Origin of the sequence: Neisseria sp. HMSC073G10, from assembly GCF_001812605.1 — a bacterium.
GTDB classification, from domain to species: Bacteria; Pseudomonadota; Gammaproteobacteria; order Burkholderiales; family Neisseriaceae; genus Neisseria; species Neisseria subflava_A.
The window spans coordinates 1-26,595 of sequence record NZ_KV809505.1; the positions used below are offsets into that span (position 1 = coordinate 1).

Sequence of the window (26,595 nt, forward strand, 5' to 3'; positions counted from 1 at the left end):
GTTTTTAAGGAAGTTTTCAGACGGCCTGTGCAAAATAAAAACGCAAAAGGTCGTCTGAAAAAGAGTCACCAAAATATCAACGGCAGGAATTTTTCAGGTAGCTTTTTATCGAAAGACAGATGGAACAAATGCCGCGAGCGTTTTTTCAGACGACCTTTGAACCCATCGGTAGGGTGTGTGCCACACATACCCTACATACGGGCTACAGCTTGCTACATACGAGCGACAGCTTACTTTTTAGGAGACGGCAATGTCGATATATTTAGAACGTAAAACATTTATTAGTAAGTTACCAGAATTATTAGACGAAGGAATTTTTACTGCTTGTTCTAAGGAAATATTGAATTATGATGCTGGTATGAATTTTTTAGGTGCATTAGGAGAACACCCTAATCATCAATTATCAGATAGAAACGTGAAGATTTTTTGCACTTGGGACGGTGAAGTATCCCAACCATTAAAGTGGGATGATGTAGGTGTAAAAAAACAACCGAATATACTATATGATTACAATGGATCCGGAAATCATTTTCAAAATAATGACCCCCGTTATTTGCTACCAATTGGTTCAAACGGCTTGCTTCTAAACAAAGTTGAATTCCTTGATTCTGAAGCAGAAAAATGTTTTTGGTTATCACGCCAAAATTTTTTGGCGAAATTATTTTTTAAATTTAAAAGTAAAAAAAGACAGGACGATTGGATAATACAAAAAACAATAGAATTGAACTCTGCTTTAAGTAAAAAACCCAAACAAATTAGTGTTAATGCCCCCGAAAATTAAAGAAGAAAGATCCCACCCATGCCCAAACGTACCGACCTAAAATCCATCCTTATCATTGGCGCCGGCCCTATCGTTATCGGTCAGGCCTGCGAATTTGACTATTCGGGCGCACAGGCCTGCAAAGCCTTGCGTGAAGAAGGCTATAAAGTCATTTTGGTAAACTCCAACCCTGCCACAATTATGACCGACCCTGAAATGGCGGATGTTACCTACATCGAGCCGATTATGTGGCAGACGGTGGAAAAAATTATCGCCAAAGAGCGTCCTGACGCGATTCTGCCTACCATGGGCGGTCAGACTGCGCTGAACTGTGCACTGGATTTGGCGCGTAACGGCGTATTGGCGAAATACAACGTCGAGCTGATTGGCGCGACTGAAGACGCGATTGACAAAGCAGAAGACCGAGGCCGCTTTAAAGAAGCGATGGAAAAAATCGGTTTGTCTTGCCCGAAATCTTTTGTCTGCCACACCATGAACGAGGCTTTGGCGGCACAAGAACAGGTTGGCTTCCCGACGCTAATTCGTCCGTCTTTCACCATGGGCGGTTCGGGCGGCGGTATTGCCTACAACAAAGATGAGTTTTTGGCAATTTGCGAACGTGGTTTTGATGCGTCGCCCACTCATGAGTTGCTGATTGAGCAGTCTGTTCTCGGCTGGAAAGAGTACGAGATGGAAGTTGTACGCGATAAAAACGACAACTGCATCATTATCTGCTCGATTGAAAACTTCGACCCGATGGGTGTGCATACCGGCGACTCCATCACTGTTGCGCCTGCACAAACATTGACCGACAAAGAATACCAAATCATGCGTAATGCTTCGTTGGCAGTGTTACGTGAAATCGGCGTGGATACCGGCGGCTCAAACGTTCAGTTTGCGGTAAACCCTGAAAACGGCGAGATGATTGTGATTGAGATGAACCCACGCGTGAGCCGTTCTTCCGCGTTGGCATCTAAAGCAACGGGCTTCCCGATTGCCAAAGTAGCGGCCAAACTGGCTGTCGGCTTTACGCTGGACGAGTTGCGCAACGACATTACCGGCGGTCGCACTCCTGCATCATTCGAGCCTTCCATCGACTATGTCGTGACCAAAATTCCACGTTTCGCCTTTGAAAAATTCCCTGCCGCAGACGACCGCCTGACCACGCAAATGAAATCTGTGGGCGAAGTAATGGCAATGGGCCGTACCATTCAAGAAAGCTTCCAAAAAGCCCTGCGCGGTTTGGAAACCGGCTTGTGCGGCTTCAACCCTCGCAGCGAAGACAAAGCGGAAATCCGCCGCGAACTGGCCAACCCGGGCCCTGAGCGCATGCTGTTTGTGGCAGACGCGTTCCGCGCAGGCTTCACGCTGGAAGAAATCCACGAAATCTGCGCCATCGACCCTTGGTTCTTGGCTCAAATCGAAGACTTGGTGAAAGAAGAAAAATTGGTTTCAGACGGCCAGTTGCAAGACTTGGATTATGCCGCTTTACGCCGTCTGAAACGCAAAGGCTTCTCTGACAAACGTTTGGCACAATTATTGAACGTAAGCGAAAAAGAAGTCCGCGAACACCGCTATGCGCTGAACCTGCATCCGGTTTACAAACGCGTCGACACCTGTGCCGCCGAGTTTGCCACTGAAACCGCCTACCTCTACTCCACTTACGAAGAAGAATGCGAATCCCGTCCTTCCGACCGTAAAAAAGTGATGATTCTCGGCGGCGGTCCAAACCGTATTGGCCAAGGTATCGAATTTGACTACTGCTGCGTTCATGCCGCTCTCGCCCTGCGCGAATCCGGTTTTGAAACCATCATGGTCAACTGCAACCCGGAAACCGTATCCACCGACTTCGACACCAGCGACCGCCTGTACTTCGAGCCTCTGACCTTGGAAGACGTATTGGAAATCGTCCGCACCGAAAATCCATGGGGCGTGATTGTGCATTACGGCGGCCAAACCCCGCTGAAACTCGCCAACGCGCTGGTTGAAAACGGCGTGAACATCATCGGCACATCTGCCGACAGCATCGACGCCGCCGAAGACCGTGAACGCTTCCAAAAAGTATTGAACGACTTAGGCCTGCGTCAACCGCCTAACCGCATCGCCCACAACGAAGAAGAAGCCCTCGTTAAAGCCGAAGAAATCGGTTATCCGTTGGTTGTCCGTCCTTCTTACGTACTCGGCGGCCGCGCCATGCAGATTGTTCACTCTGCCGAAGAGTTGCAAAAATACATGCGCGAAGCCGTACAAGTTTCCGAAGACAGCCCCGTATTGCTCGACTTCTTCTTGAACAACGCCATCGAAGTGGACGTAGACTGCGTTTCAGACGGCCAAGATGTCGTGATCGGCGGCATCATGCAACACGTCGAACAAGCAGGTATCCACTCCGGCGACTCCGGCTGTTCATTGCCTCCATACTCATTGGATGAAGAAATTCAAAACGAAATCCGCCGTCAAACCAAAGCCATGGCATACGCACTGGGCGTGGTCGGATTGATGAACGTACAGTTTGCCGTACAAGACGGCGTGGTCTTCGTACTGGAAGTGAACCCACGCGCCAGCCGTACCGTACCGTTCGTATCCAAAGCCACCGGCGTACCGCTCGCCAAAGTCGGCGCGCGCGTAATGGCAGGCATTTCGCTGAAAGAGCAAGGCGTGGAAAAAGAAGTCATCCCAGACTTCTACGCCGTTAAAGAAGCCGTGTTCCCATTCATCAAATTCCCGGGTGTGGACACCATTCTCGGCCCTGAAATGCGCTCTACCGGCGAAGTCATGGGCGTAGGCGCAAGCTTCGGCGAAGCCTACTTCAAAGCCCAACTCGGCGCAGGCGAACGCTTGAGTACAACAGGCAAAGTGTTCCTCGCCGTACGCGACGAAGACAAACCGCTCATCGTCAAAACCGCACAAAACTTCCAAGCACTCGGCTACGGCGTCTGCGCTACTCGCGGTACCGCCGAATACTTGAAAGAACACGGCATCATCGTGCAAGCGGTCAACAAAGTGCAGGAAGGCCGCCCACACATCGTGGACGCAATTAAAAACGGCGAAATCGCACTGGTGGTCAACACCGTCGGCAGCACAGTACAATCAGTTACCGACAGCCACAGCATCCGCCGCACTTCCCTCACCCAACGCGTACCGCAATACACCACCATCGCAGGCGGCGAAGCCATGAGCGAAGGCGCAAAAAGCCGCGAACACTTGGGTGTGTACAGCGTACAGGAATTGCATGGCCGTCTGAAAAACAAAGCCTAATCAATCCTATCGGATTTAAATAGCTAAAAGGCCGTCTGAAACCTGATTGCTCAGTTTCAGACGGCCTTTCTGCAAAAATAAGGAAAACGTAATGAAACAAACTATTCAAGAAAAACTGACTCAAATTTCACTTGCCGAACCACTGCATTTTCTGCTGGCGGCGGAGAGCGGAAGCCACGCATGGGGCTTTGCTTCGCCTGACAGCGATTATGATGTTCGCGCCATTTATATCCGTCCGCAGGAACATTATCTGCAAATCGATGAAGCAAAGGATACGTTTGAATTTATTGAAAACCAATGGTTTGACGTAGGCGGCTGGGACATCCGCAAGGCTTTGCGCCTATTGAGAAAAAGCAATGCTGTATTGCTGGAGTGGCTGCGTTCGCCGATTGTTTATACACAAGATGAGGCATTCATAGGCCGTCTGAACGAACTTGCGCCCCAATACGTCCAAGCCGCTGCGTTGTTGCACCATTATCGCGGTATCGCCGGCAATGCTTTGAAAGCCATGGATTTGGCGCAGCCGATTAAATTGAAGAAATGGTTTTACGTCTTGCGCCCTTTATTGGCGGCACGCTGGGCAGTGAAACAAGGCGGTATTCCGCCAATGACTTTGGTTGAGTTGATGAATGAGTGGCAGACAGATTGTGCTACCCAAATTACTGATCTGGTTGCATTAAAAGCAAGACAGGACGAAAGTTATCTGCACACATTATCGCCAGAGCTGCAAAAGCTGACTGTTGACCTATATAACGAAGTTTCCGCCTTGTCTGCCCCTACTGCCGAACCTGCCGATAGCGGGCCTTTGAACGAATTGTTCCGTTCCACCTTGGCAACCATTTATCCGTAAAAGGCCGTCTGAATATGCTGACCCTCGAAGACTTGCGCACGCAAAATCTGATTCTGCTTGAAGCCGTGTCCGGCAGCCGCGCCTACGGCTTGGCAACGCCCGAGTCCGATACCGACATCAAAGGCGTGTTTTACCTGCCCAAATCCATGTTTTACGGCATGGAATACATCCCGCAAATCAGCAATGAAACCAACGATATTGTGTATTACGAACTGGGACGGTTTATCGAATTGCTGCTGCAAAGCAATCCGAACACGCTGGAGCTGCTGGCTTCCCCCTCTGACTGTGTGCGATACCGTTCGCCATTGATGGATGCGTTCAAAACCGAATGGTTTATCTCCAAAACCTGCCAGCAAAGTTTTGCAGGTTATGCCTACGGACAAATTAAAAAAGCACGGGGATTGAATAAAAAAATCAGCAATCCGATGCCGTCTGAAAAGAAAAGCATCCTTGATTTCTGCCACATCATAGAAGGCAGGCAAACCGTACCGTTACAGTACTGGCTTGCACAACGCGGAATGGAGCAAAGGCGTGCAGGCTTAATCAAAATAGCCCACGCCCGAGAACTTTATGCACTGTTTTACGATGCCGACGGCACGATGGGCTACCACGGTATTGCACCCAAACCCGAAGCCACAACGCTGTCACTCAGCACTATTCCAGAAGGCGAAACACCGCTTGCCCATCTATCCTTCAACCAAGACGGATACAGCAGCTACTGCCGCGAATATGCCTCTTATCAACAATGGCTGACAGAACGCAACGAAACACGCTATCAAGGCACGCAGGCGCACGGCCAAGGTTACGATGCAAAAAATATGATGCACACCTTCCGCCTGCTTGAAACCGCACGCGATATTGCCCTTTATGGCGAAATCCGGCCACGCCGTCCCAATCGTGACGAATTGCTGGCCATCAAGCGCGGTTCTTTTCCTTACAATGAACTGTTGGCGCGTGCAGAAACATTGATTAACGAAGTAGAAAATTTGTTCACCCAGTCCGATTTACCGGAAGCTGTAAACAGCACTTTGGCAATCAATGCCCTCGTCGAAATCCGAACCAAGATTTACGGATAAGAGAATCAAAAACAGAGGCCGTCTGAAATTATGTGTTTCCTCTTTTCAGACGGCCTTTTCATATTTCAAATTCTAACCGTCTGTCCATCAAAACAACCTTTTCTGCCATCTCCAAACAAGCAATAACAACATGAAATATAATTTCGTTATTGATCGGATTCATACGACAAAATTGTTGTTTTTTCATCATAGTCTAAAAATATCGAGTTTAACGCCTATTCTCCTTGCTTTATAATGGCCGTCCAAAATAAAAATACAATTAAAGCAAAAGCATGTCTTTGCAACTTAAGCAGATTTGCATAATTAAACATATGCTTTAATCATAATAATGATAAAATAATACGGCTTTCCTCTAAATTAAAGGGAAAACTGCACAAGAAACGGAAAATAAAATGAGTGTCGGATTATTGCGTGTTTTGGTTCAAAGCCAGACCATCTCAAATCAACAAGCGGAACATTACAACAACCTTTTACAATCGGGCAAAGAAATCCTGCCCAACCTGTTTTCAGACGGCATCATCTCCCCTAAAGCTTTGGGGGAGTTAGTTGCGCGCGTATTCAGCTATCCCCTTTTGGATTTGCACTACTACCCGCGCAATAATGTAGTCAGCGACATTCTGACGGAAGAGCAAATGGTGCAAAACCGTTGCATTCCGATTTTCAAACGCGGACGCAAGGTTTATTTCGCCGTATCCGATCCGACCCAAATCCAAAACTTTCAAAAAATCGCTTTTGCTTCAGGTTTAAGTGTCGACTTGGTAGTGGTTCCCGACGACCAGCTCAGCTCATTGCTGGAATGGCTGGGCCAACGCTCGACCACCATTCTGAAAGAAATCAACGACGAACATGAAGCAACGCAGCAATCTCAATCGCTTTATATCGATAACGAAGAAGCTGAAGACGGCCCTATCCCCCGCTTCATCCATAAAACCTTATCCGATGCCCTGAATGCGGGCGCATCAGACATCCACTTTGAATTCTACGAGCAAATGGCACGCGTCCGTTTCCGTGTGGACGGACAATTGCGCGAAGTCGTACAGCCGCCTGTCGCCGTGCGCGGCCAGTTAGCATCGCGCATCAAAGTGATGGCGCGTTTGGATATTTCCGAAAAACGTATTCCGCAAGACGGCAGAATTCAAATTGCCTTCCATAAACACGGCCGTCCGATTGACTTCCGCGTCAGCACGTTGCCGACATTGTTCGGCGAAAAAGTGGTAATGCGTATCCTAAATTCCGATGGTACATCGCTCAATATCGACCAGCTCGGTTTAGAGCCTTTCCAAAAAGAAATGCTGCTTGAAGCTATCAACCGCCCTTACGGCATGGTGTTGGTTACCGGCCCGACAGGTTCGGGCAAAACTGTTTCGCTCTATACCTGCCTGAGTATTTTGAACACGGAAGATGTGAACATTTCAACGGCAGAAGATCCGGCCGAGATTAACTTGCCGGGCGTCAACCAAGTCAACGTCAATGAAAAACAAGGCCTGACGTTTGCCACCGCACTCCGATCCTTCTTACGTCAAGATCCTGATATTATTATGGTCGGTGAGATTCGTGACTTGGAAACCGCCGACATCGCCATTAAAGCCGCCCAAACCGGCCACATGGTTTTCTCTACCCTGCATACCAATAATGCACCGGCCACGCTGTCCCGCCTTTTAAACATGGGGGTCGCGCCTTTCAACATCGCCAGCTCGGTCAGCCTGATTATGGCGCAAAGGCTGTTGCGCAGACTGTGCCCGAACTGCAAACGCGAAGTTGAGCGCCCGCCGGTTCCGGCATTGAAAAAAGCCGGCTTTACCGATGCGGACTTGGCTCAAGATTGGAAGCTCTACCGCCCGGTTGGCTGCGACAGCTGCCGCGGCAAAGGCTTTAAAGGCCGCGTCGGTATTTATGAAGTCATGCCGGTCAGCGATGAAATGCAAAAAGTCATTATGAACAACGGTACGGAAGTTGATATCATGAACATGGCCTATCAGGAAGGCATGGTAGATTTGCGTCGTGCCGGCCTCATGAAAGTCATGCAAGGCCTGACCTCGTTGGAAGAAGTGACTGCTCATACCAATGACTAAACTGCCATATTTTCGAAAATAAAATAAAGCGGCACGGGGAAACAGTCCGCTTTATTTCTTACTAACAAGGGATAACTCATGGCTCAAGCAGAGCAAAAAAGAAGTCTGTTCGGTTCAAGAAGCAAAGGCAAGCGTTTTACATTTGAAGGAAAAAACATCGAGACCGAACGTCTTGTCCGTGGTGAAGTAGTTGCCAAAGACGAAGAAGAAGCACGCAAAAAACTCCAACGCAGAGGCATTCGTCCTTTACGTATCAGCAAAGTCAAAACCGCACGCAAACGTCGTATTACACAAGAAGACATCACGGTGTTTACGCGCCAACTGGCAACGATGATGAAGGCAGGCTTGCCGCTGATGCAGGCTTTTGAAATCGTTGCTCGCGGCCACTCCAATCCGAGCATGACCGAAATGCTGATGCAGGTTCGCTCCGATGTCGAACAAGGTAGCGCATTGGGTAAATCATTCTCCAAATATCCAAAATATTTCGACCGCTTCTATTGCAATCTGGTCAGCGCAGGCGAGTCCGGCGGCGTACTGGAAAGCTTATTGGACAAACTGGCTGTCTATAAAGAAAAAACCCAAGCCATTAAGAAAAAGGTTAAAACCGCGCTGACCTACCCGATTGCCATTATCGTGGTGGCGATTGCGCTTATCTTCATCATGATGATGTTTGTACTGCCTGCCTTTAAAGAAGTTTATGCCAATATGGGTGCAGAGTTGCCAAGCCTTACCCAACTTGTCATGAACTTGTCCGATTTATTCGTCGACTACGGCTGGATTATGATCATCCTTTTGATTGTTTCTGCCTTCGGTCTGTACAAACTCCATGAAAAATCGCCTACCTTCCAAAAACGAATCGATGCTCTGATTTTGAGACTGCCTGTTTTTGGCACTATTGTCCGAAAAGCAACCATCGCCCGTTGGGCGCGTACGACCTCTACCCTCTTCGCAGCCGGTGTTCCTTTAGTGGAAGTATTAGATTCAGTTGCAGGCGCATCCGGCAATATTCTCTATGAAGAAGCCACTCAAGACATCAGAGCCAAGGTAACCCAAGGCCTATCGCTGACATCCAGTATGCAAAGTACAGATATGTTCCCAAATATGGTGATCCAAATGGCAGCCATCGGCGAAGAGTCAGGCTCTTTGGACGATATGCTGAACAAAGCCGCCGAATTCTATGAAGATGAAGTAGACAACTCCGTCTCCCGATTGTCTCACTTGATGGAGCCTATCATCATGGTGGTATTGGGTTCGCTCATCGGTATCTTGCTGATTGCCATGTATCTGCCGTTGTTTAACTTGGGTAATGTCGTAGGTTGATATGCTTGATAGTATTTACTCTGCCATCGACGCCCTCTCCGTTCTTGCGCCATTCGCTATTCCTTTAGCCGTTATTTTGGGATTACTGATTGGCAGCTTTCTGAACGTTATCATTTATCGCACGCCGATAATGATGGAACGCGAATGGACACAATTTTCTAAAGAGCATTTGGGCATTGAGCTGACAGACGAAGAAAAACAGCCATTTAATCTGCGCAAACCGGATTCACGCTGCCCCAAATGCAAAAGCCCAATCAAACTTTGGCAAAACATCCCCATCCTCAGCTATGTTTTACTGGGCGGGAAATGCCACTCCTGCAAAACCGCTATCGGCATACGCTATCCGCTGATTGAGCTGCTGACAGGCATCTTATTCGGTATTGTCGCGTGGCAATACGGCTGGTCATGGGCAACTATTGGCGGATTAATTCTGACTGCCATACTGATTGCACTGACCTTTATCGATGCCGATACGCAATATTTACCCGACAGCCTGACTCAGCCCCTAATTTGGATCGGCCTGCTGTTTAATCTTAATGACACATTCGTGCCCCTGCATTCAGCCGTTTTAGGCGCAATCGCAGGCTATATGAGCCTTTACACTTTATGTGCCGTCTATAAACTTCTGACCGGTAAAATCGGCATGGGCAATGGTGATTTCAAACTTTTGGCTGCACTCGGTGCATGGCTGGGCGTAGGTATCTTGCCTGTTCTGATCTTCATGGCTGCCTTGGTCGGACTGGTGGGCGCACTCATTGCCCGCGTCGGCAAAGGCCAATATTTTGCTTTTGGTCCCAGCCTTGCTGTGGCAGGATGGATTATTTTGGTTGCCAATGCACCTATTACCCAACTGGTACAATGGTGGCTCGTACAATCAGGATTCCGATAATGACATTATGGATAGGCTTGACCGGCGGCATCGGCAGCGGCAAATCATCTATTGCCCAAATGTTTGCCGAACTTGGCGTACCCATTATCGATGCCGATGCCATCAGCCGTTCACTGACCGCTGAAAACGGCGAAGCCCTTCCAGCCATCCGCCAACTTTTCGGTGATGAGGTTTTTGATCATGAAGGCCGTCTGAATCGTATGGCTTTACGAGAAGAAGTTTTCAGACGGCCTCAATCAAAAAAACAACTGGAAAACCTGCTTCTACCGTTAATCTTAAACAAAATCCAACAGCAGAAACAACAACTTGCCTCCTCTACTTACGGCATTATCGATGTCCCGCTTTTGATTGAAAATCCGGCATTTAAAGCGGAGACCGACCGCATTTTGGTTGTAGATGTTCCGGAGTCCGTCCAAATCAAACGCGTACACCAACGCAATGGTTTTTCAGAAGAACAAACGCGTCAAATCATGGCAACCCAAGCTTCTCGCTCTGACAGACTGCTTCATGCCGACGATATATTGGACAATACCCATAGCTTGGAAGAAGCAAAAATCAAGGTTGCCCGTTTGCATCAATACTATCAATCCATTGCACAATCACTGAAAGAAACTGCATGACCGCTCCTGTTGTAAAATGTCCAACCTGCCACAAAGAAGTCGTTTGGAACACCGACAGCCCCTACCGCCCTTTCTGCAGCAAACGGTGTAAACTCATTGATTTAGGCGAATGGGCGCAAGAAAAATACACCGTTTCTTCGGAAGACGACCCCTTTTCAGACCTATTGGACGGCAAATAAACTGCGCCGCTTCCTTCAGCCTATCCAAAACAGGCTCAAAACAGTAAAATACCCTCTTTATTCCAATCTATTCCATCCACCATGCTCACCTTCCAACAAATTATTTTCAAATTACAAAACTATTGGGCAGACAAAGGCTGCACCGTTATCCAACCTTTCGATATGGAAGTCGGTGCCGGTACTTCGCATCCAGCCACTTGTCTGCGCGCCTTAGGCCCGGAGCCGTGGTTTGCCGCTTACGTTCAACCCAGCCGCCGCCCCAAAGACGGCCGCTATGGCGACAACCCCAACCGCCTGCAACACTACTATCAATTCCAAGTTGCGCTCAAACCTGCACCGGCCAATATTCAAGACCTCTACCTCGACTCCCTGCGTGAATTGGGTATCGACCCTAAAGTACACGACATCCGCTTTGTCGAAGACGACTGGGAAAACCCTACTCTCGGCGCTTGGGGCTTGGGTTGGGAAGTTTGGCTCAACGGCATGGAAGTAACCCAATTCACCTACTTCCAACAAGTCGGCGGTATCGACTGCTCCCCCGTACTCGGCGAAATCACCTACGGTATCGAGCGTCTCGCCATGTATCTGCAAGGCGTGGAAAACGTGTACGACCTTGTTTGGGCAAAAACCCTTGATGGCAACATCGTCACTTACGGCGACGTTTATCATCAAAACGAAGTCGAACAATCCACCTACAACTTCGAATACAGCGATGCCGATTGGCTCTTGCGCCAATTCAACGACTATGAAGAACAAGCCAAACGCCTGCTTGCAGTTGAAGACACCAGTCTTGCCCTGCCTGCTTATGAGCTTGTACTCAAAGCCGGCCATACGTTCAACCTCTTGGATGCACGCGGTGCCATTTCCGTTACCGAACGCGCAACCTACATCGGCCGTATTCGTGCACTGAGCCGTATCGTTGCTCAAAAATTCGTTGAAAGCCGCGAGAAACTGGGCTTCCCATTGCTTAAAAACCAATAAGCCCGCACATACTTGCCACGCCGCCCTTTGATACATTCAAGTGGCGGCGTTTCTATTTTCAGACGGCCTTGACGTCGATGCCATCGCAAACACTTCCAGCCTGCTTTCAGGTAAAATAAGCCCTTTATTACATAAACCTTCTGAAAACATGAGTTCATCCTCTCCTGCAAAAACGCCCTTTTTCTTACTTTCCCTCGTTGCCATCATTCTTGACCAACTGAGCAAATGGGAAATCTTGAAACACTTTACCGAAGGCGAACGCCTCAATATCATTCCAGACTTTTTTGACCTGACCCTTGCCTATAATCCAGGCGCGGCTTTCAGCTTTTTGGCCGACCAAGGCGGCTGGCAAAAATTCTTCTTTTTAGGTCTGGCCGTCGTTATCAGCCTGTATTTGGCCCGTGCTATCTGGCGCGATGAGTTTGGCCGCTGGGGTAAACTGGGGGCTGCCATGATTATCGGTGGCGCGATTGGCAATGTGGTTGACCGTCTGATTCACGGCCACGTTGTCGATTTTCTGCTTTTCTATTGGCAAAACTGGTTCTACCCCGCATTTAACATTGCCGACAGCTTTATCTGCGTTGGCGCAGTTTGCTTGGTAATAGATGGTTTGCTGCACAAAAAAACACCTTCAAACGACACAAAGGCCGTCTGAAAACGGAACACACATGACTCAAAAAACCATTATCCTTGCCAATCCCCGCGGCTTCTGTGCCGGTGTTGACCGTGCCATCAGCATTGTTGAACGTGCACTCGAAGAATTCGGCGCGCCCATTTACGTCCGCCATGAAGTCGTTCACAACAAATTCGTCGTGGACAATCTGCGGGCAAAAGGTGCTATATTTGTCGATAACTTGGCGGATGTCCCAAAGGGCGCAACACTGATTTACTCTGCTCACGGCGTATCAAAAGCCGTACAGGAAGAAGCGGCACAACGTGGTTTCCGCGTTTTTGATGCCACCTGCCCTCTGGTAACCAAAGTCCATAAAGAAGTAGCCCGCCTTGATGAGCAAGATTACGAAATTATCATGATCGGCCACAAAGGCCACGTCGAAGTAGAAGGTACAATGGGACAATTGCCTCCAGGTAAAATGTTTCTGGTTGAGACAGTGGAAGATGTAGCCGGACTGAACGTCAAAAATCCTGACAAACTTGCCTACGTCAGCCAAACCACTTTATCGGTAGACGAAACCAAAGACATTATTGCGGCTTTGAATCAACGCTTCCCCAATATCCGCAATCCGCACAAAGAAGACATTTGCTACGCTACAACCAATCGCCAAACTGCTGTTAAAGAATTAGCCGAAGAATGCGATCTCGTGATTGTTGTCGGCTCGCCCAATTCTTCCAACAGCAACCGCTTGCGTGAAGTAGCCGCATTGCGCGGAGTTGATGCCTATATGGTCGATAATGCCTCCTATCTGAAAAAAGAATGGTTTGAAAACAAAACCAAGGTCGGTGTCACTGCCGGTGCATCTGCGCCCGAAGTATTGGTCCGAGAAGTCTTACAAACCATTCAAGATTGGGGACATGAGACCATACGTGAAGGAGAAGGCGCAGAAGAAAGCATTGTATTTGTCTTGCCCAAAGAATTGCGTCGCGAGGGCGAAAACAAACAAATCCTAAATAAAGGGTAAGTTTGTTATTTGCTTTATTTGAAAACTTAAGGCCGTCTGAAAATTTTCAGACGGCCTTAAGTTTATTTTGCTAATAAAAAAGACCTGCCTTAAAAGCAGGTCTTTTCATACATTATCCTGATTATTTATCAGAAGTATGTTGCTGACGGCGTAAGATAGCCGGAATTTCAAAGTCATCCAGTACAGACTGGTTGCTGAAATCAGCCGCAGTCAGATTCATAGAACGGATATTGCGGTTGGTACGAACCAGGCTTTCAGCACTGCTTTGGCTTTGAGCTTGAGGCGCTTCTTCCGCACCGCGTACCAATTGTTGGGTACGGGCAGCAGCACGCAGTTGGTTGTCAGTACCGTTTTCTTTCAAGCCGGTAGCAATGATGGTAATACGGATAGCATCTTCGCTCATGCTCTCGTCTTCGGCAGCACCAAATTTGCATTCCACTTCAGGGTGTGCATTTTGGTTGACAATACGCATAATCTCGTTGAACTCAGACATTTTCAAGCAACCAGGAGCAGTGGTAATGTTTACCAATACACCGCGTGCGCCATCCAAAGTAACGTTATCCAAGAGCGGGCTGGAGATAGCTTGATCGGTAGCCAAACGAGCACGGTCGATACCTTGTGCAAAACCTGAACCCATCATGGCGATACCGCGATTGCTCATCACGGTTTTCACGTCGGCGAAGTCCAAGTTGATCATGTCGCTAGGGCAAGTCACCACTTCAGAAATACCGGCAACCGCATCACGCAGTACATTGTCTGCCGCACGGAAAGCTTCGCGCATGGTCACGTCTTCGCCCAAAGCAGTCATCAATTTGTCATTCGGGATAATAATCAGGGAATCCACGCGCTCTTTAAGCTGATCCAAACCTGCTTGAGCGATATGTACGCGTTTGCCTTCGTAAGCAAACGGACGGGTTACAACCGCAACGGTCAGGATACCCATTTCTTTAGCGATTTCAGCCACAACAGGAGCGGAGCCGGTACCTGTACCGCCACCCATACCGGTCGTGATGAACAGCATGTTTGCACCGCGGATGGCATCTTCGATGGCTTCGCGATCTTCCTGAGCGGCGGCGCGGCCAATTTCAGGATTTGCACCGGCACCCAAACCGCGAGTCAGGTTTGTACCCAATTGAATGCGTTTAGCCGCATTGTTTTTAGCCAATGATTGCGCATCGGTATTGGCACTGATGAACTCAACACCATGGATAGTGTTGGCAACCATGTTGTTGATGGCATTACAGCCGCCGCCACCCAAACCGATAACTTTAATAACAGCAGGGCTTGTTGCTGATTCTGCTACGTCGTAAACAAATTCCATTCAATAATCCTCCGCGCCCCGCTTTATAAGGACGGTTCAAAAATAACTCATTATCCGTATTATATAAGAAGTATCCTGATACTGGCAAAAATCTTCTTATCATCCGACTGTCGGCGTTATATTTTTACTACAATTTTTAACAGAAAATATACAAGTTTTAAATTATTCACTTAGCAATTATTTAAAACCGTTTAATTCCACTTAAATATTCAGGACAAATGGATTTTACACCGCCTGCCCTGAACGCTTTTATCAGAAATTATCTCTAAAGAATCTTTGGATTTTTTCCCACAGACCCATTTTTTTGCCTGAATCATTCAGGGCAATCGCACCGGTTCGGCTGGTTTGTTCACCCTCTTCTGCGGCATAGGCCGTCTGAAGCAGGCCGATCGCTGTTGAATAGCGTGGATTGCGGATACGCTCAGATACGCCGCCCATTTCTTGTGGAACACCAATACGCGCCGGCAGGTTGAAGACTTCTTCCGCCAACTCAACAATACCGGTCAACATAGAAGCACCGCCGGTCAAAACGATACCGGAAGTCAGCACTTCTTCAGGGAAGCCAGAACGGCGCAATTCGTTCAGCGTCAATTCCAAAATCTCTTCTACACGCGGGCCGATGATTTCAGCCAAGACGCGGCGTGAAATTTGACGTGATTGACGATCGCCAACGCTAGGAACTTCAATCATTTCATCCAAGCCGTCCATAGTCGGAATGGCGGCACCGTAATGGATTTTGATGTACTCGGCTGCACTGTGCGGCGTACGCAGGGCTTGCGCCAAGTCTTTGGTAATCAAATCGCCGGCAACGGGAATAACCGCGGTATGGCGGATTGCACCATTGGTATAAACCGCGATATCGGTTGTACCGCCACCGATATCGATGACGCACACACCCAAATCTTTTTCGTCTTCAGTCAAAACAGCATGACCGCTTGCCAAAGGCTGAAGCATGATTTGATCCATTTGCAGGCCGCAACGTTGGATACATTTTTGGATATTTTGCAAGGCAGTGTTCGCACCGGTGATGATGTGTACACGGGTATCCAAACGCACGCCGCTCATGCCGATAGGCTCTTTCACACCAGGTTGGTTGTCGATGATGTACTCTTGAACCACAGTATGCAAGATGTTGTGATCAGGCGGAATATTGATGGCTTTGGCCGTTTCGATGGCACGATCGATGTCGGCTTGCGATACTTCGCCATCTTTAATTTTGACCACGCCTTGTGAATTCAGGCTGCGGATATGGTTACCGGCAATACCAGTAACGACGTGGGAAATTTTGGTATCTGCCATCAGCTCGGCATCTTCTACCGCCTGACGAATGGCTTGCGCAGTGGCGTCAATGTTGGTCACCATACCCGCACGCAGACCGCGTGAAGGGCTTTGACCCAAGCCAACAATGTGGATTTCGTTATCTTCCCGAATCTCACCGATTAAGGCGATGACCTTGGACGTACCAATGTCTAAGGCACTGATATATTTATTTTGTTGTTGTTCCATAATTGCTCGTTCGCTATGTTGTCTGACTGACGGTTTGATTATTTTTGAAACAAGATTGCTTCACGTCTAATCGGCTATTCACTGTTGGAAGGGTTTTCAGGCGGCCTGTAACGGACTGAAAAACCATCCTTATAACGCATATCGACATACTCGATACGACTTTGTTTTTTACGCAGCAGCGACGGCCAAATCTGGGCAAACTGCTGCAAACGTTTGATTTCGTTTTCACGCCCCAAGCGCACGGTAATGCCGTTGTCCAATACAAGCAGCCATGCCGAACGCGGCGTGTAGATCAATTCTTTGATGGTCAGTTTCAACGGACTCAAAATACCGGAAAAGTCCGCATAATGTTTGACCATGTCTTTGCCTGTCCCCTGCTGCCCTTCAAATATAGGCAGATCCTGTTTCAGGCTTGCGGCAAACACATTACCCTTACTGTCCACCAAACCGCCAGCGCGCCAGTGTGCAACCGGCACGCGCTCGGTCAGGATAATTTCCACGGTTTCCGGAAAACGGCGGCGCACCATTGCCGAGTCAATCCAAGGCAACTCCTGAAAAGCGGCCTGCGCCGAATCAATATCGGCGCGGAACATATTACCCCTGATATGCTCTCGTGCAACAGTTTGCAATTCTTTGCCGGAAGCATATTTCAGCTTGCCCTGAATGGCAATCTGTTTCACAGGGAAATATTTGGAATTGTAAAGCCAAGCTATGCCCGAACCTATCAGCAGAAAGGCCATCAGCAACAATAGCCGGCGGGTCAGCCGACCCAGTGCACCTGCATCATCCCACATGAGCGGTCTTCAAAATCTCAATACATAAATCAGCAAAATCTACGCCGGTATGGGCTGCAGATTTTGGCACCAAACTATGACTGGTCATACCGGGCAAAGTATTGATTTCCAAAAGATACAGCTTACCGTCCGTATCTTTTAGGAAGTCCACGCGCGAACAGCCGTCCGCACCAATCGCCTGCGCGCCACGCACGGCCAGTTCGCGCATCAGGTTTTCCTCCGCCTCGCTCAAATCTTCCGACGGGCATTGATAAACCGTATCGTCGCGGTTGTATTTGGCTTCGTAATCGTAAAACTCGGTAGCCGGAATAATATGAATGCTCGGCAGGCCTTTGCCGTTCAATACCGGGCAAGAATACTCGCCGCCGCCGATGAAGCGTTCGGCAATAATTTCGCCCTGCAAATGTTTCAATTCTTCGTAAACGCTTTTCAGACGGCCTTTTTCTTTGACTTTTACCACACCGACGCTGCTGCCTTCCGCGGCGGGTTTCACAAACATCGGCAGGCCCAATTTTTCTTCAACGGCATCAAAGTCGCTGTCGTCATGCAATACGGCAAACTCAGGAACAGGCAAGCCCACAGCCTGCCAAATCAGTTTGCAGCGGTATTTGTCCATACCCAACGCAGAAGCAGCCACCCCGCTGCCGGTGTAAGGAATACCCATCAGTTCCAACGCGCCCTGAATCGCGCCATCTTCGCCGAAAGTGCCGTGCAAAATATTGAAGGCCGTCTGAAACCCTTGGGTTTTCAATTCAGACAACGGGGTTTCTTTGGGGTCGAACGCATGGGCATCGACGCCTTTGCTTTTCAAGGCAGCCAAAATAGCGGCGCCGCTGTCCAGAGAAACTTCGCGCTCGCTGGAGAAGCCGCCCATCAACACGGCCACTTTGCCAAAATTCTGCATAATTTCTACTTTCTTAAATACTGATACAGGCCGTCTGAAATATTGTTCAGACGACCTATGTGTCCTCAAAGGCAAATATGCCTGTTTATTATGATTGTTTCGACAATTCCACCAATGCAGACGGAACGCGGTTGATGCTGCCGGCACCCATATTCAACACGACATCGCCGTCTTGCAAAACATTCAGCAGCATTTGCGGCAGGTCGGCAACATTTTCGCAGTAAATCGGCTCAAGTTTGCCCAATACGCGGATGGCGCGCGCTAAGGCGCGGGAGTCAGCCGCGGCAATCGGCTCTTCTCCTGCGGCATAAACTTCGGTCAACACCAGCGCATCGACGGTATTGAGGACTTTGGTAAAGTCTTCAAACAAATCGCGTGTACGGGTATAGCGGTGCGGTTGAAAAGCCAAGACCAAGCGTTTTTCAGGGTATGCACCGCGCGCAGCGGAAAGGGTTGCCGCCATTTCGACAGGATGGTGGCCATAATCGTCCACCAGCAAAGCAGTTCCACCGTTTGGCAACTTAATGTCGCCATATTTTTGGAAGCGGCGGCCGACACCCTCAAAGCCGAGCAAACCTTTTTGGATCGCTTCAACCGATGCGCCAACTTCCAGCGCAACGCCGATAGCCGCCAATGCATTGAGGACGTTGTGGCGGCCGGGCATATTCAAAACAACTTCAAACGGTTCTTGCTCATGTCCTTTCATTTGAACATGAACAGTAAATTTCATTTGCGCGCCAACGTTTTCAATATCGGTCGCGTAGATATCGGCAGTATCGTCCAAGCCGTAAGTGGCGTAAGGTTTGCTGATTTTCGGTAAAATCGCACGGACGTGTTCGCTATCGATACACAAAAAGGCTTTTCCATAGAATGGCATACGGTGGATGAAGTCCACAAACGCCTGATGCAGTTTCTCAACGCTGTGTCCGTAAGTGTCCATATGGTCTTCGTCGATATTGGTTACGACGGACATAATCGGCGTCAGATACAGGAAAGAAGCATCGGATTCGTCGGCTTCGGCAACAATGTATTCACCTTTACCCAAACGGGCGTTGGTACCTGCGGCGTTGAGCTTGCCACCGATAACGAAAGTCGGATCGAGTCCTGCCGCGCCGAGAATAGAAGCGGTTAGGCTGGTGGTCGTGGTTTTACCGTGCGTACCGGCAATGGCGATACCATCACGGAAGCGCATCAATTCTGCCAACATCAACGCGCGCGGAATCACGGGGATTTGCTGTTCCAACGCGGCAACAACTTCAGGATTGTCTTTTTTGACGGCAGTAGAGGTAACAACTACGTCGGCACCATTGACGTGTTCGGCAGTATGACCGGGGTAAACTTGGATGCCGAGAGCGCTCAGATGCTCAGTAACGGCATTACGCGCTTGATCCGAACCGGAAACTTTAAAGCCCAAATTGTGTAAAACTTCGGCAATACCGCTCATGCCGACGCCGCCGATTCCGACAAAATGGATGTTGGTCACTCGATTTTTCATCATAACGTTGCGTTCCGGTTGGTTTTTAGTGCGTAAAGGCGTTATTTTAAAGGGCTATCCGCTTCTGCGCTATGCTTTTATTGTAAAGGAATTTTAACAAAAGCAATAAAGGCCGTCTGAAACGCCGTTAATCAACTTTTCAGACGGCCTTGAATTGAAGTCTGCCTGCTTATTCGGTACAAGAGATGGCAACTTCCGCCACATCGTCCGCACTGTGCGGCAACGCCAAGGTACGGGCATTTTTCGCCCATTTCAGGCATTTTTCACGGTTTAATCCGCCAAGGATTTCGGCCAGTTTTTCTGCCGTCAGTTGAGTTTGCGGCAGTAGCAAACCAGCTTCAGCCTGCACCATAAAGCGCGCATTGGCTGTTTGATGGTCGTCCACTGCGTGCGGATACGGCACCAGCAATGCACCCAAACCGGCAGCCGTCAGCTCGGCAATCGTCAGCGCGCCGGCACGGCAAATCACCAAATCGGCATCGCGGTAGGCGGACACCATGTCGGTAATAAATTCAACGCACTCGGCTTGCACACCCAATGCATCATAATCCGCCTGCAAGTTACCCAATTTATTGCGGCCGGACTGATGATACATTTGCGGACGGGCCGCCTCAGGCAATAATGCCAAAGCTTGCGGAACGGTTTTGTTCAATACATCCGCACCCAAACTGCCACCCACCACCAAAACTTTCAGACGGCCTTGACGGTTTTCAAAGCGTTCTTCGGGAACAGGCAATGCCGCAATATCGGCACGGACAGGATTACCCACCAATCCGCCTTCATGTTGAAATGCTTTGGGGAAAGCGTACAGGACACGTTTTGCCCAACGCGACAGTTGGCGGTTGGACAAACCGGCTACGGCGTTTTGCTCGTGAATCACAATCGGCACACCGGAAATTTTTGCCGCCAAGCCGCCGGGGAAAGTAACAAAACCGCCAAAACCGATAACGCACTCGACACGGTGTTTCTTAATAATCTGCTGCGCCGCGCGGACGGTTTTATACAGCGTAAACGGCAACATCAGCTTGCGCTTGATGCCATTGCCGCGTATGCCTTTAATGGCCAGCGTTTCCAAGCGTATGCCGTATTGCGGCACGATACGCTCTTCCATCGAATCCTGACTGCCCAGCCAAATCACATGATGGCCTCGCTTTTGCAGCGACTCGGCAACCGCCAATGCAGGGAAAATATGACCGCCCGTACCGCCGGCCATCAGCATAAAAGTTTTACCACTCATGGTTTTACTCCACCGAATAACCGCGCATTTTTTGGCGGTTTTCATAATCAATGCGCAATAACAAAGTAACGCACACCAGCATGATAAAGACAGCCGAACCGCCGTAAGACATAAACGGCAAAGTCAGACCTTTAGTAGGCAGGATACCGATGTTTACACCGATATTGAAGAAACTTTGAATACCAATCCAAATACCGATACCGTTGGCAATATACGCGCTGAACATCAAGCCCGAATCACGCGCCTGTTTGCCGATGGAAAACGCGCGCCACACCAGCCAGCCGTAGCAGAACACCAAAACCAGCATCCCTAAAAAGCCGAATTCTTCACCGATAACGGCAAAAATAAAGTCCGTATGCGGCTCGGGCAGGTAAAAGCGTTTACCCAGGCTCGCACCCAAACCCTCGCCAAACCAGCCGCCGCGCACAATAGCCATCAAAGACTGCGTCAACTGATAACCCTTGCCCAAAGGATCGCTCCATGGGTTCAAAAACGCCGCCACACGCGCCATACGGTAAGGTGCAGCCCAAATCAGCAACCCCATTCCGCTCAATACCGTCAACACCAACACGGCGAAATATTTCCACGGGAAGCCTGCCAGAAACAGCATGCCCATAGTAATCACGACAATCACGACAAACGAACCAAAATCCGGTTGCAACATAATTAAAATCAAGCTGATGGCAATCGACACAATCGGCCACAACAGAGTTTTGAACTTGATGGCGCGTTCCTTGACCCGCACCCTGGCCTCCACCTTAAACGGGCAGGACAGCAAATCACCGATACCCGAAAATAGGGATGACCAGCCTAAAGAATCCAAGCCACGCAACATTTCTTCACGGCGCGTAAACAGGCTGGACAAATACAAGACCGTCGCCAATTTGAAAAATTCAGTCGGTTGCAGGTTGAGCGGTCCGACATGAATCCAGCGCGTCGCGCCGTTAATCTCACGGCCGACAACCAGCACCACCGCCAACAGCAAGCACGAAACAGCAAAATAAAACGGAACAATCCGCCGCCAGAAGCTCATCTTCAGCAGGAAAAGCGGCAAGCATATGGCCACCGTAAACAGGATAAAGATTGCCTGCTTAGACACAAAAGAAAACTGGCTGTCCCCTTCCGATGCCGCATACACAATAGAAGCCGAATAAATCATTACCAGGCTGAAGACCGTCATTAAGACGACCATCCACAAGAGAGAAACATCAAACTTCCGACCATCGCGCGCAATCGGCCGGTCAAGCATTTTGGAAAGACTAATCATGAAAACATCCGTAACGGCTTGAATAAAATATTCAGACGGCCTGCTAATGGGCAAGAGGCCGTCTGAAAAAATGAATTAACGTTATTTTAAAGGTTTATTTCCAAACCAACAATTCAGATTCTTTAAAGATGTCGGATTCCGACGTTCTTTGCGCCCTCTCCTACCCTTTGATACTGGCAAAAGGCCGTCTGAAAACACTTTTATATTTTCAGACGGCCTTGTATAAATCTTTTCTTCAGGAAAATAGGCTACTTTTTATCCAATGCAAACCCTAAGCCAACTGCGGTATTTCCGCCCACGGCTGTATCTGTTCCAACTGCGCGGCGAGGCTAAGCAGCGTGTCTTCGCGTCCGTGTGCGGCGGCGAACTGGGTACCGACAGGCAGTCCGTTATGCCGGTAAAGCGGCACGCTCATGGCGGGGTTGCCGCTCATGTTCAGCGGCGATGTATAGCCGACGTATTGCAGCGCGGCGGCGGCTTCTTTTTCTAAAAACGGGTTGTGTTTCAACAGAAAACCCAAGCGCAGCGTGCCAAACAGCAGGCGCATGGCTTTTTGTGCGGCGGGCGGCGGCATCATCTCGCCGATTTTCGGCGTGGTGCGCGGGCAGACGGGCGTCATTAACACGTCGTAGCGTGTGAAAAATGCTTTGGCGGCACGTTCCTGCGCCAGCATCACGTCGCGCGCCCATGCCATTTCGCCCGCACTGATTTGCCGCCCCTGCACAATCATTGCCCACGTTGTCGGTTCAAGCAGGCAGTGCGGCAGTTTTTGTCCGGTTTCGTATTGATATTGGTAGAACAGTTTTGCCGTTTCGCCCATGACGATGATGCGGGCGGCGCGGTTGAGCTGTTCGGGCGGCGCGAAATCGGGCGTGGCTTCTTCCAATTCGTGTCCCGCGTCTTGCATCAGTTTCAAACTATGGGCGAACGCGGCTTCCGTGCCTTCGTCGTTACCGCCGCCAAACCATATCTGTTTCCAAAAAGCGATTTTCAGACGACCTGTTTCTTGTTTCAGACTGTCTGCAAAACCGTTTTCGGGCGGTGGCGGGCAGGCATACAGGGCGCGCTCTTGGGTTTGGGCGGCGATGTCCAGCAAAACCGCGCTATCGCGCACGCTGCGGGTCAAGACATGGTCGCATACCAAGCCTTGCCACGCTTCCGATGCGTTCGGCGCGTAACTGCTGCGGCCGCGCGTGGGTTTCAGCCCGAACACGCCGCAGTTGTGCGCGGGTAAGCGGATGGAACCGCCGCCGTCGCTGCCGTGCGCTGCGGGGACGACACCCGAAGCCACTGCTACCGCTGCGCCTCCGCTGCTGCCGCCCGCGGTATAGTCCAAATGCCACGGATTGCGCGTGATGCCGTAAATTTCGGTTTCGGTAACGGCATACGCGCCCCATTCGGGCGTGGTGGTTTTGCCGAATACGCGCAGCCCCGCATCGAGATAGGCTTGGGTCAAATCGCTGTTTTGCTTGGCAATGTAATGCTGCATCATGCGCGAACCCGACCATGTCGGCGCGCCTTCCCAATCCGCCAGCAGGTCTTTGAGCAAAAACGGCACGCCCGCCAGTGGCGTATCGGCATTTTCAGACGACCCCTGCCACGCCGCAGCGCGTTCGCGCAAATCATGCGCCAACAGATTGAGCTTGGGGTTGACTTCGTCCAAGCGGTTTAAAGCAGCCTGCAACACTTCATCGGCGGACACTTCTTTTTTGCGGATCAGCTCTGCCAAACCGACGGCATCGTAACGGATGTAGTCTTGAAAATTCATGGGTTTTCCTTTCGGATTGATAAACACACGTTTTGTCGGTCAGGCATGGCTGCCCGCCTTTTTGCCGTTTGTCCGCATATAACTAAATGACTTTATTTTCAATACGCAACTTACCAGTTGCCGTCATTCCCGCGCAGGCGGGAATCCATTTTTGAAATTCAGAAACTGTTTTCCAAATCAAGGCTTTTCAAGTTTTACGATGGATTCCTGCCGTAGCCCGTTCTCGCGTAGGCGGGGGTGGAAATGACGGAATTTGATGACATACCGGATTTAAAATTAAATATGTTGTTATAGGCAATTTTTAAGAAACAGTAACACCGTATAAAGGAAAGAAACAAGCTTATCGTTGCTGCAAAAAGGTCGTCTGAAACTGCCTTGACGTTTTCAGACGACCTTTTTGCCAATAGTGCTCAAGGTTTACGGTAAAACCAACCCTCTTTTCATGTTTCAGACGGCCTCACAAAGCCTTAAACGCTTCGATAAACACTTCCGAACGGTGTGCATAGCCTTTAAACATATCGAAGCTCGCGCAGGCGGGGCTGAGCAGCACGATATCGCCCGCTTCGGCTTGGGCGTATGCCGCCTGAACCGTCTCTTCCAAAGTGGCGCAGTCGGTCATATTCAGACCGCAGCCGTCCAAATCGCGGCGGATTTGCGGCGCATCGACGCCGATCAGGAACACGCCTTTTGCCTTGCCGGCAAGCGCGTCGCGCAGGGGCGTGAAGTCCTGCCCTTTGCCCATGCCGCCCAAAATCACGAAGAGCGGATTTTGCAAACCGGCAATCGCGGCGGCAGTCGCTCCGACGTTCGTGCCTTTGCTGTCGTCGATAAACACCACGCCGTTTTTCTCGCCGATTTTTTCCACGCGGTGCGGCAGGCCTTGGAAGGTTTTGACGTGCTCAAGCAATGCTTCGCGCGGCAAACCGATGGCTTCGCACAAGGCAACGGCAGCCATAACGTTGGCGGCGTTGTGCAAGCCTTGCAGCGGGATGTCTTGTGTGGCAATCAAATCTTCATTGTCTTGTTTCAGACGACCCGTCTCACGTTCCAACCAAAAATCGGCTTCGTGTTCCAACGAAAACCATTTCACCTCGCGCCCGGCGCGTTTCATGGCGCGGCAGAACACGTCGTCTGAATTCAAAACCTGCACGCCATCGCCACGGAAAATCTTGGCTTTGGTATGCGCGTAATCGAGCAAGTCGTCGTAGCGGTCAAGATGGTCTTCGGAAATGTTCAGCACCGTCGCCGCAGTCGGGCGCAGGCTTTCGGTGTTTTCCAGTTGGAAGCTGGAAAGCTCCAACACCCACACGTCCGCCTTTTTGCCTTCGCGCTGCAATTCCGCCTCCAAAACCGGCGTGCCGATATTGCCCGCGATAACGGTATCCAGCCCGCACTTGATGCAGAGATAGCCCACCAGGCTCGTTACCGTGGTTTTGCCGTTGCTGCCGGTAATCGCAATCACCTTGTCGCCGCGGCGGTTCACAATGTCCGCCAGCAATTCGATGTCGCCCAACACGCGTCCGCCGTTTTGCTTGAAGGCCTCGATATCCGGCTGACGCTCACTGATGCCGGGACTGAGCGCCAGAATATCGAAACCATTATCTAACGCATCTTTCAGACGGCCCGTGTAAAACACCAGCCCGTCAAACATCTTACCGATTTGCGACACACGTTCGGCTTTCAGCTCCGCATCATATGCAGCAACCTCCGCACCGTTTTTGCGCAGATAGGCAATCATGGAAATACCCGTGCCGCCAAGTCCGGCGACGAGGATTTTTTTATTTTGAAAAGTCATTTTGGTTTTGTCCTAAAACAGATCATATGAAGCAGGAGGATGTCCGCCCCCTGCTCAAGCCGCTTAGAGCATCGAGGCTTCTTTTGCCCTTCTGTGATTTTGGTTTTGCTGGTTAATCCGCTTGTATTTTTCCAGCAAACTGTTTTGGGCATAAGTCAGCGTAGTATTGAAACTCATATGCGGACCTTCCAGTGTAATCCGCGTACCGCCGTCGTGGAATACCGCTATTTTGTCACCAACAAACGGAATCTGTCTGCTGACCGGCTTGTATTTGCTCCCGAGCATCTTCATCAGCTCTTCGAATTTGTATTTTGGAAAAACAGCCTGCACATAAACCAACACCTTTTTCTCGTCGAAAATCAGCGTTACCTGCTCCAAGCCGCTGAAATCGATAGCTTTCGGGTTAACCGAATATTGGTAGCCACCCGAATACGGATTGAGCTGTTCTTTATTAAGGCGGTACATCCTACCGGCTTCCGCTTCGGTCGTCTTGCCGATTTCCATACCAAACACGCTCGGCGCGGCAAAGGCAAACGGACTGACCAGCAGCAGTGCAAATAAAATCAATTTTTGTTTCATAGTTTTTTCCTTTTCCGAAGATTTATTTTTCAGACGGCATTTTACAGCCGATCAATAACCCAGCTTCAAACGGCGGTAATTGTCGCAGCCGTCTTGGTATCCATTGTCGCAAGCCTTGCCAAACCATTCTTGAGCGAGCGCAAGGTCTTGGCGCACGCCGTGCCCTTTGTAATACGCCACACCCAAATTATTTTGGGCATTGGCAACCCCTTGTTCCGCAGCCTTACGAAACCACTGCGCTGCCTGTGCAACGTCTTGACGGACTCCTTGCCCATTGAGATACATCCAAC

The 26,595-nt window shown here is 49.7% G+C and carries 23 protein-coding genes; 12 read left to right on the forward strand and 11 right to left on the reverse strand.

Annotated features, from left to right (window positions below; genetic code table 11):
* Positions 1 to 250 precede the first annotated feature (250 nt).
* The 12 genes from HMPREF2865_RS03145 to ispH all read left to right on the forward strand — a co-directional run bounded on the left by HMPREF2865_RS03145 (position 251) and on the right by ispH (position 13,639).
* Positions 251 to 781 (forward strand): hypothetical protein, encoded by a 531-nt coding sequence (locus tag HMPREF2865_RS03145; RefSeq protein WP_070606037.1) that lies wholly within the window; start codon positions 251 to 253, stop codon positions 779 to 781.
* Positions 782 to 799: 18 nt separating this feature from the next.
* Complete coding sequence (carB, locus tag HMPREF2865_RS03150) at positions 800 to 4,015, forward strand: carbamoyl-phosphate synthase large subunit (protein WP_070645560.1); 3,216 nt, start codon at positions 800 to 802, stop codon at positions 4,013 to 4,015.
* A 91-nt stretch (positions 4,016 to 4,106) separates the two neighbouring features.
* Positions 4,107 to 4,865 carry a nucleotidyltransferase domain-containing protein gene (locus tag HMPREF2865_RS03155; RefSeq protein WP_070645563.1) on the forward strand — a complete coding sequence of 253 codons (759 nt, stop codon included), beginning with the start codon at positions 4,107 to 4,109 and terminating at the stop codon, positions 4,863 to 4,865.
* A 14-nt stretch (positions 4,866 to 4,879) separates the two neighbouring features.
* Positions 4,880 to 5,941, forward strand: coding sequence for a DNA polymerase beta superfamily protein (locus HMPREF2865_RS03160; RefSeq protein ID WP_070645565.1), 1,062 nt, complete (start codon positions 4,880 to 4,882; stop codon positions 5,939 to 5,941).
* 392 nt (positions 5,942 to 6,333) lie between these two features.
* Positions 6,334 to 8,013, forward strand: a complete 1,680-nt coding sequence (gene pilB / locus HMPREF2865_RS03165) for a type IV-A pilus assembly ATPase PilB (RefSeq protein WP_070645567.1) — start codon at positions 6,334 to 6,336, stop codon at positions 8,011 to 8,013.
* 78 nt (positions 8,014 to 8,091) lie between these two features.
* Positions 8,092 to 9,333 carry a type II secretion system F family protein gene (locus tag HMPREF2865_RS03170; protein ID WP_070645569.1) on the forward strand — a complete coding sequence of 414 codons (1,242 nt, stop codon included), beginning with the start codon at positions 8,092 to 8,094 and terminating at the stop codon, positions 9,331 to 9,333.
* Between the two features lies 1 nt (position 9,334).
* A complete protein-coding gene (locus HMPREF2865_RS03175; RefSeq protein WP_070645571.1) occupies positions 9,335 to 10,222 on the forward strand; it encodes a prepilin peptidase in 888 nt (295 codons plus the stop codon).
* Positions 10,222 to 10,842, forward strand: a complete 621-nt coding sequence (coaE, locus tag HMPREF2865_RS03180) for a dephospho-CoA kinase (RefSeq protein ID WP_070645573.1) — start codon at positions 10,222 to 10,224, stop codon at positions 10,840 to 10,842. Before HMPREF2865_RS03175 ends, coaE begins: the two co-directional genes overlap by 1 nt.
* Positions 10,839 to 11,021 (forward strand): DNA gyrase inhibitor YacG, encoded by a 183-nt coding sequence (gene yacG / locus HMPREF2865_RS03185; RefSeq protein WP_003682475.1) that lies wholly within the window; start codon positions 10,839 to 10,841, stop codon positions 11,019 to 11,021. Before coaE ends, yacG begins: the two co-directional genes overlap by 4 nt.
* Positions 11,022 to 11,102: 81 nt before the next feature.
* Complete coding sequence (glyQ, locus tag HMPREF2865_RS03190; protein ID WP_003685919.1) at positions 11,103 to 12,002, forward strand: glycine--tRNA ligase subunit alpha; 900 nt, start codon at positions 11,103 to 11,105, stop codon at positions 12,000 to 12,002.
* 148 nt (positions 12,003 to 12,150) lie between these two features.
* Complete coding sequence (gene lspA / locus HMPREF2865_RS03195) at positions 12,151 to 12,657, forward strand: signal peptidase II (protein WP_070645575.1); 507 nt, start codon at positions 12,151 to 12,153, stop codon at positions 12,655 to 12,657.
* A 13-nt stretch (positions 12,658 to 12,670) separates the two neighbouring features.
* Complete coding sequence (gene ispH, locus HMPREF2865_RS03200) at positions 12,671 to 13,639, forward strand: 4-hydroxy-3-methylbut-2-enyl diphosphate reductase (protein ID WP_070645577.1); 969 nt, start codon at positions 12,671 to 12,673, stop codon at positions 13,637 to 13,639.
* Between the two features lie 121 nt (positions 13,640 to 13,760).
* On the opposite strand, the gene ftsZ is transcribed toward ispH, so the two are convergent.
* From ftsZ to HMPREF2865_RS03255, 11 genes are all read right to left on the reverse strand, one after another.
* Complete coding sequence (gene ftsZ, locus HMPREF2865_RS03205; protein ID WP_063076120.1) at positions 13,761 to 14,960, reverse strand: cell division protein FtsZ; 1,200 nt, start codon at positions 14,958 to 14,960, stop codon at positions 13,761 to 13,763.
* A 252-nt stretch (positions 14,961 to 15,212) separates the two neighbouring features.
* Entirely contained in the window at positions 15,213 to 16,466 is a 1,254-nt protein-coding gene (gene ftsA, locus HMPREF2865_RS03210) for a cell division protein FtsA (protein WP_003682483.1), read from the reverse strand.
* A gap of 74 nt (positions 16,467 to 16,540) precedes the next feature.
* On the reverse strand, positions 16,541 to 17,260 hold the full coding sequence (locus tag HMPREF2865_RS03215) for a cell division protein FtsQ/DivIB (RefSeq protein ID WP_070645579.1): 720 nt from the start codon (positions 17,258 to 17,260) through the stop codon (positions 16,541 to 16,543).
* Positions 17,250 to 18,164, reverse strand: a complete 915-nt coding sequence (locus HMPREF2865_RS03220) for a D-alanine--D-alanine ligase (RefSeq protein WP_003748301.1) — start codon at positions 18,162 to 18,164, stop codon at positions 17,250 to 17,252. The genes HMPREF2865_RS03215 and HMPREF2865_RS03220 overlap by 11 nt, the downstream gene beginning before the upstream one ends.
* 88 nt (positions 18,165 to 18,252) lie before the next feature.
* Positions 18,253 to 19,662: a UDP-N-acetylmuramate--L-alanine ligase gene (gene murC, locus HMPREF2865_RS03225; protein WP_070645581.1), complete on the reverse strand. Its 1,410-nt coding sequence runs from the start codon at positions 19,660 to 19,662 to the stop codon at positions 18,253 to 18,255.
* A 166-nt stretch (positions 19,663 to 19,828) separates the two neighbouring features.
* Positions 19,829 to 20,896, reverse strand: coding sequence for an undecaprenyldiphospho-muramoylpentapeptide beta-N-acetylglucosaminyltransferase (gene murG, locus HMPREF2865_RS03230; protein WP_063069305.1), 1,068 nt, complete (start codon positions 20,894 to 20,896; stop codon positions 19,829 to 19,831).
* A 4-nt stretch (positions 20,897 to 20,900) separates the two neighbouring features.
* Positions 20,901 to 22,163, reverse strand: coding sequence for an FtsW/RodA/SpoVE family cell cycle protein (locus HMPREF2865_RS03235; RefSeq protein WP_063069304.1), 1,263 nt, complete (start codon positions 22,161 to 22,163; stop codon positions 20,901 to 20,903).
* Positions 22,164 to 22,434: 271 nt separating this feature from the next.
* Positions 22,435 to 23,931 carry an amidase gene (locus HMPREF2865_RS03240; RefSeq protein WP_070645583.1) on the reverse strand — a complete coding sequence of 499 codons (1,497 nt, stop codon included), beginning with the start codon at positions 23,929 to 23,931 and terminating at the stop codon, positions 22,435 to 22,437.
* A gap of 457 nt (positions 23,932 to 24,388) precedes the next feature.
* Positions 24,389 to 25,726 (reverse strand): UDP-N-acetylmuramoyl-L-alanine--D-glutamate ligase, encoded by a 1,338-nt coding sequence (gene murD, locus HMPREF2865_RS03245; protein WP_070645585.1) that lies wholly within the window; start codon positions 25,724 to 25,726, stop codon positions 24,389 to 24,391.
* 63 nt (positions 25,727 to 25,789) lie between these two features.
* Positions 25,790 to 26,305 carry a hypothetical protein gene (locus tag HMPREF2865_RS03250; protein WP_083309553.1) on the reverse strand — a complete coding sequence of 172 codons (516 nt, stop codon included), beginning with the start codon at positions 26,303 to 26,305 and terminating at the stop codon, positions 25,790 to 25,792.
* A gap of 51 nt (positions 26,306 to 26,356) precedes the next feature.
* On the reverse strand, positions 26,357 to 26,595 hold a 239-nt coding region (locus tag HMPREF2865_RS03255; protein ID WP_141752511.1), incomplete at its 5' end, for a tetratricopeptide repeat protein.

Coding starts and splice junctions, on each gene's coding strand:
- HMPREF2865_RS03145 (WP_070606037.1), top strand. CDS start 251: ATGTCGATATATTTAGAACGTAAAACATTTATTAGTAAGTTACCAGAA.
- coaE (WP_070645573.1), top strand. CDS start 10,222: ATGACATTATGGATAGGCTTGACCGGCGGCATCGGCAGCGGCAAATCA.
- HMPREF2865_RS03215 (WP_070645579.1), bottom strand. CDS start 17,260: ATGTGGGATGATGCAGGTGCACTGGGTCGGCTGACCCGCCGGCTATTG.
- HMPREF2865_RS03240 (WP_070645583.1), bottom strand. CDS start 23,931: ATGAATTTTCAAGACTACATCCGTTACGATGCCGTCGGTTTGGCAGAG.
- HMPREF2865_RS03155 (WP_070645563.1), top strand. CDS start 4,107: ATGAAACAAACTATTCAAGAAAAACTGACTCAAATTTCACTTGCCGAA.
- murC (WP_070645581.1), bottom strand. CDS start 19,662: ATGATGAAAAATCGAGTGACCAACATCCATTTTGTCGGAATCGGCGGC.
- yacG (WP_003682475.1), top strand. CDS start 10,839: ATGACCGCTCCTGTTGTAAAATGTCCAACCTGCCACAAAGAAGTCGTT.
- murD (WP_070645585.1), bottom strand. CDS start 25,726: ATGACTTTTCAAAATAAAAAAATCCTCGTCGCCGGACTTGGCGGCACG.
- carB (WP_070645560.1), top strand. CDS start 800: ATGCCCAAACGTACCGACCTAAAATCCATCCTTATCATTGGCGCCGGC.
- HMPREF2865_RS03250 (WP_083309553.1), bottom strand. CDS start 26,305: ATGAAACAAAAATTGATTTTATTTGCACTGCTGCTGGTCAGTCCGTTT.
- murG (WP_063069305.1), bottom strand. CDS start 20,896: ATGAGTGGTAAAACTTTTATGCTGATGGCCGGCGGTACGGGCGGTCAT.
- ispH (WP_070645577.1), top strand. CDS start 12,671: ATGACTCAAAAAACCATTATCCTTGCCAATCCCCGCGGCTTCTGTGCC.
- HMPREF2865_RS03170 (WP_070645569.1), top strand. CDS start 8,092: ATGGCTCAAGCAGAGCAAAAAAGAAGTCTGTTCGGTTCAAGAAGCAAA.
- glyQ (WP_003685919.1), top strand. CDS start 11,103: ATGCTCACCTTCCAACAAATTATTTTCAAATTACAAAACTATTGGGCA.
- HMPREF2865_RS03175 (WP_070645571.1), top strand. CDS start 9,335: ATGCTTGATAGTATTTACTCTGCCATCGACGCCCTCTCCGTTCTTGCG.
- HMPREF2865_RS03220 (WP_003748301.1), bottom strand. CDS start 18,164: ATGCAGAATTTTGGCAAAGTGGCCGTGTTGATGGGCGGCTTCTCCAGC.
- pilB (WP_070645567.1), top strand. CDS start 6,334: ATGAGTGTCGGATTATTGCGTGTTTTGGTTCAAAGCCAGACCATCTCA.
- HMPREF2865_RS03160 (WP_070645565.1), top strand. CDS start 4,880: ATGCTGACCCTCGAAGACTTGCGCACGCAAAATCTGATTCTGCTTGAA.
- ftsZ (WP_063076120.1), bottom strand. CDS start 14,960: ATGGAATTTGTTTACGACGTAGCAGAATCAGCAACAAGCCCTGCTGTT.
- HMPREF2865_RS03235 (WP_063069304.1), bottom strand. CDS start 22,163: ATGATTAGTCTTTCCAAAATGCTTGACCGGCCGATTGCGCGCGATGGT.
- lspA (WP_070645575.1), top strand. CDS start 12,151: ATGAGTTCATCCTCTCCTGCAAAAACGCCCTTTTTCTTACTTTCCCTC.
- ftsA (WP_003682483.1), bottom strand. CDS start 16,466: ATGGAACAACAACAAAATAAATATATCAGTGCCTTAGACATTGGTACG.